The 3,344-nt window shown below is 42.6% G+C and carries 4 protein-coding genes; all 4 read right to left on the bottom strand.

Annotated elements, in window-relative coordinates; genetic code table 11:
• Positions 1–376 (bottom strand): hypothetical protein (locus tag GXO74_13055; protein NOZ62592.1); only part of this gene is annotated, 376 nt, incomplete at its 3' end.
• A 6-nt stretch (positions 377–382) separates the two neighbouring features.
• Positions 383–754, bottom strand: a complete 372-nt coding sequence (locus tag GXO74_13050) for a hypothetical protein (protein NOZ62591.1) — start codon at positions 752–754, stop codon at positions 383–385.
• A gap of 84 nt (positions 755–838) precedes the next feature.
• A complete protein-coding gene (locus tag GXO74_13045) occupies positions 839–1,789 on the bottom strand; it encodes a pyridoxal-phosphate dependent enzyme (GenBank protein ID NOZ62590.1) in 951 nt (316 codons plus the stop codon).
• 394 nt (positions 1,790–2,183) lie between these two features.
• On the bottom strand, positions 2,184–3,098 hold the full coding sequence (locus GXO74_13040; protein ID NOZ62589.1) for a UPF0164 family protein: 915 nt from the start codon (positions 3,096–3,098) through the stop codon (positions 2,184–2,186).
• Between the last annotated feature and the right edge of the window lie 246 nt (positions 3,099–3,344).

Here is a 3,344-nt window from a genome sequence, read left to right as displayed (position 1 = left end):
TATTTTTGACAATGCTCCTCCAAGTACCAACTAATGTATCTCCTTGTACTATTTTAGCTTTTACTACCCATTTAGTTTCTACTTTGTGAGGATCAATATCAACGGATTCCAAAGCAACAATCTTTACCTTTTTATATAATCTTCTTCGTATTTTGACTTTCAAATAGTAATTTCTTTCAAAATCAGATACATTACTTTTCACATCATATTCGGCACTAAACCAACTACCCCAAATAGGATATGGTAAATCATTAGCTGAAACATAATATTCATATAATCCTTTAATAATCCAAACAAGCAAGGCAACAATAGATGAAATAAATGAGCCAGCTATTAAGTTTTTCCAATCTAAAGAATTAAGAATCTCTAATGACATTTTAATTTAACCTATATAACCTTTGATTAAATGTTCTTTTAATGTTCTTGTAGCCCAAATTCGAAATTGAGTCCCTTGCTTAGATTTTACACGATAGCCAACGGCAATAATCAAATCCAGACTGTAAAAGTTCATCCTTCTAACTTTACCATCAGCAGCAACCTGTTCCAAAATGGAACAGGTTGATTTTCTTTCTAATTCCCCTGTTTTATAAATATTGTTAATGTGTTTGACAATGGCGGGTCGATTAACATTAAAAAGCCGTGCAATTAAATGAGCATCCATCCAAACACTGTCTTTTTCAAGTTTTACCTGAATTTCTGGGCCTTGTGGGCTTTTATAAATTACAATCTCGCCTGTTTTAACTGCTTTTTGCATAAAACTATCCCTACCGAATCAGCTCTTTAATCAGCTCTTTTTTGAATTTAACAGACAAATCTATTTAGTCAACACCTTTACAAATCAAGAATTCAAAAATTTGAAAAATCTTTCAAAATCCACATTTCCCCCTGAAAAAATTACGCCGACTTTTTTCACCCGCAATCTCTCGGCATGTTTAACTACCGCCGCCAACGCCACCGCGCTCGACGGCTCGATGACAATTTTCATCCGCTCGAACACCAGACGCATTGCAAAGATGATTTCCTCTTCCGATACCACTACAATTTCTTCCACAAGCTTCTGAATGATGGGAAAAGTGATTTCTCCCAAAGAGGTTTTCAGCCCGTCAGCAATCGTGTTCGGATTTTCCGGGAAGACAATTTTACCGGTTTTGACAGAACGATAGGCGTCGTCCGCATTTTTCGGTTCACCGGCAAAAACGCGAATGTTTTTATTTAATGCCTTGGCAGCAATGGCGGTTCCGCTCAAAAGGCCGCCGCCGCCGACCGGCACAAAAATAAAATCAAGATCAGGAATTTCCTGCAATAATTCCAGAGCGGCAGTTCCCTGTCCGGCAATCACATCTTCATTATTGTACGGATGGATGAACGTCGCGCCCTGCTCGGCAATAATTCTCTCCGCTGTCTCCTCGCGCGCTTTTTGCGTAGGCTCACAAAAAGTGATTCTGCCTCCGTAATGTTTCACAGCAGCGACTTTCACTGCCGGCGCATTGGACGGCATCACTATCCACGCCGGAATGCCGCGATTCTTCGCCGCCAGCGCCAATGCTGCTGCGTGATTTCCGGACGAATGAGTCACCACGCCATTTTTTGCATCAGCTTCGCTTAAGGAAAAAACTGCATTTGTAGCGCCGCGAAATTTGAAAGCACCAACCTTCTGAAAATTTTCGCACTTGAAATAAAGCTGCGCTCCCGCCATTTCGTTTAAAGTCTTGCACGTCAAGACAGGCGTACAATTCGTGTGCTTCGAAATCCGTTCGTATGCCTGTTTCACGTCAGCAAAAGTAACCATGTCCCGCCCGTTGAGTTTATCAAAATTGAGTTTTAACAATATAATTTATCTTGATATAAATGTCAACATTTTTCGAGGGAATATTTGTTTATTTGCTGAAAGTGCGCCCATTTCTGAACCGAGGCGCACCTTTTTCAGGCGAGAATTGTTGCAAGGCTTCTATTACTTGATCACTGTCATTTTTTTGAGTAATGATCCTCATGACTGGTATTGCTACACTACGATTTGTTTTCTCGATAGTTATTTACTATTGTGGGCTATTGCGCCGGGAATTAGCAAGAGAATCACTATTTAAGGACGACACAGGCGGCAAGGATTTTAAAGAAAATTTTATTTGACGAATGAAACAATTCAAGTGTACACCATTTGAAAAACGGAATGCACTTGTATTTTCTCACAACTGAATCACCACCGAAATCCGGTGTGAATTTCCCAAATCAGAGGAAAATGGCACAAAAGCATAATTTAACCGGTAGCGCCCGAAATAAAATCCCACGCCAACGTGGATGTCTTTATCGGCATAGCCGCTCTGGTAACCAAGTCGGAACGCCAGCATGTTTTTCAGCAAATATTCCGCGCCCAGATTGAAATGGGAAGTCCCTTCGAAAACCTGAACCACATCCGTGGCCAGCGTGATTTTGCCCTGTAAAATTTCTCGAGGCAGCAAATAGGCTGCGCCCACACGAACCATGCGCGGCAGTTTGCTGGATTCGTTTTCCAATTCGGAAACAAATCCAAAATTATGCAGCACCAAGGCTGTCGTCAGACCAGGGACATTTGTTTGATAGCGGACGCCGATATCTACCGCAGCGCCGGAGCTCTCTTCCACATAAATTTTCTCGTAAAGAAACTTGGCAGTGATTCCCACGGCAAAATTGTGCGACAAATAGCGCGCGTAGGAAATTCCTGCCATCACGTTGTGCGCATTGAAATCCCCCAGAGGTTCTTCTGTGGGACCGGTGCGCCGCTCGATGCCGCCGATGTTTTGCGTCATCACGCTGATGCCGAAAGCGTGACTTTTAATGTGAAAACTCACCGCGGCAAATTCGTTGTTAATTTCCTGTAGCCATTTATTGTGAGTAAAAACAAACTCAGATCTCCCCTGCGCCGCCAAGCCCGCGGGATTCCAGTAAGCAGCGCTGGCATCAGTCGCCACGGCGGAATAGGCTTCTCCCATGCCCACGCTTCTGGCGCCGGCGCCGACTTTCAGGAACGCCAGACCGGTAGTTTCAGGCCCGCCAGCTTGCAATTGCGAAAAATGAATCATCAAAAACAAAAAACCAAACAACAAAATTGTTCGCTTTAACATATTTTCCTCAAATACTTTCTGAAATTATTAATTGCATTTACATTGAATCTATCATAAAACGCAATTTTTAAAATCCGCGGAAATCCGCTCAATCCGTGTCCATCCGCGTGCTATTTTACAGTACAATTACCCAGCTAAAAATATGTTCGCTGTCGGCGTTGTATTTTTTTGTCACAAAGGCGTACTGGATCTGCGTTTCCCTGCCTAATAATTTGAAAATGTAGCCGCCGCCAAATGCCGGTGCGC

The sequence above is a fragment of the Calditrichota bacterium genome (assembly GCA_013152715.1).
Classification (GTDB): Bacteria; Zhuqueibacterota; Zhuqueibacteria; order Thermofontimicrobiales; family Thermofontimicrobiaceae; genus 4484-87.
The sequence above is the reverse complement of the archived record's forward strand: the minus strand, read 5'-3'. Positions and strand labels throughout refer to the sequence as shown.

Excerpts from the sequence above, each read along its gene's own strand:
- GXO74_13050 (NOZ62591.1), bottom strand. The coding sequence starts at position 754 with ATGCAAAAAGCAGTTAAAACAGGCGAGATTGTAATTTATAAAAGCCCA.
- GXO74_13045 (NOZ62590.1), bottom strand. The coding sequence starts at position 1,789 with ATGGTTACTTTTGCTGACGTGAAACAGGCATACGAACGGATTTCGAAG.
- GXO74_13040 (NOZ62589.1), bottom strand. The coding sequence starts at position 3,098 with ATGTTAAAGCGAACAATTTTGTTGTTTGGTTTTTTGTTTTTGATGATT.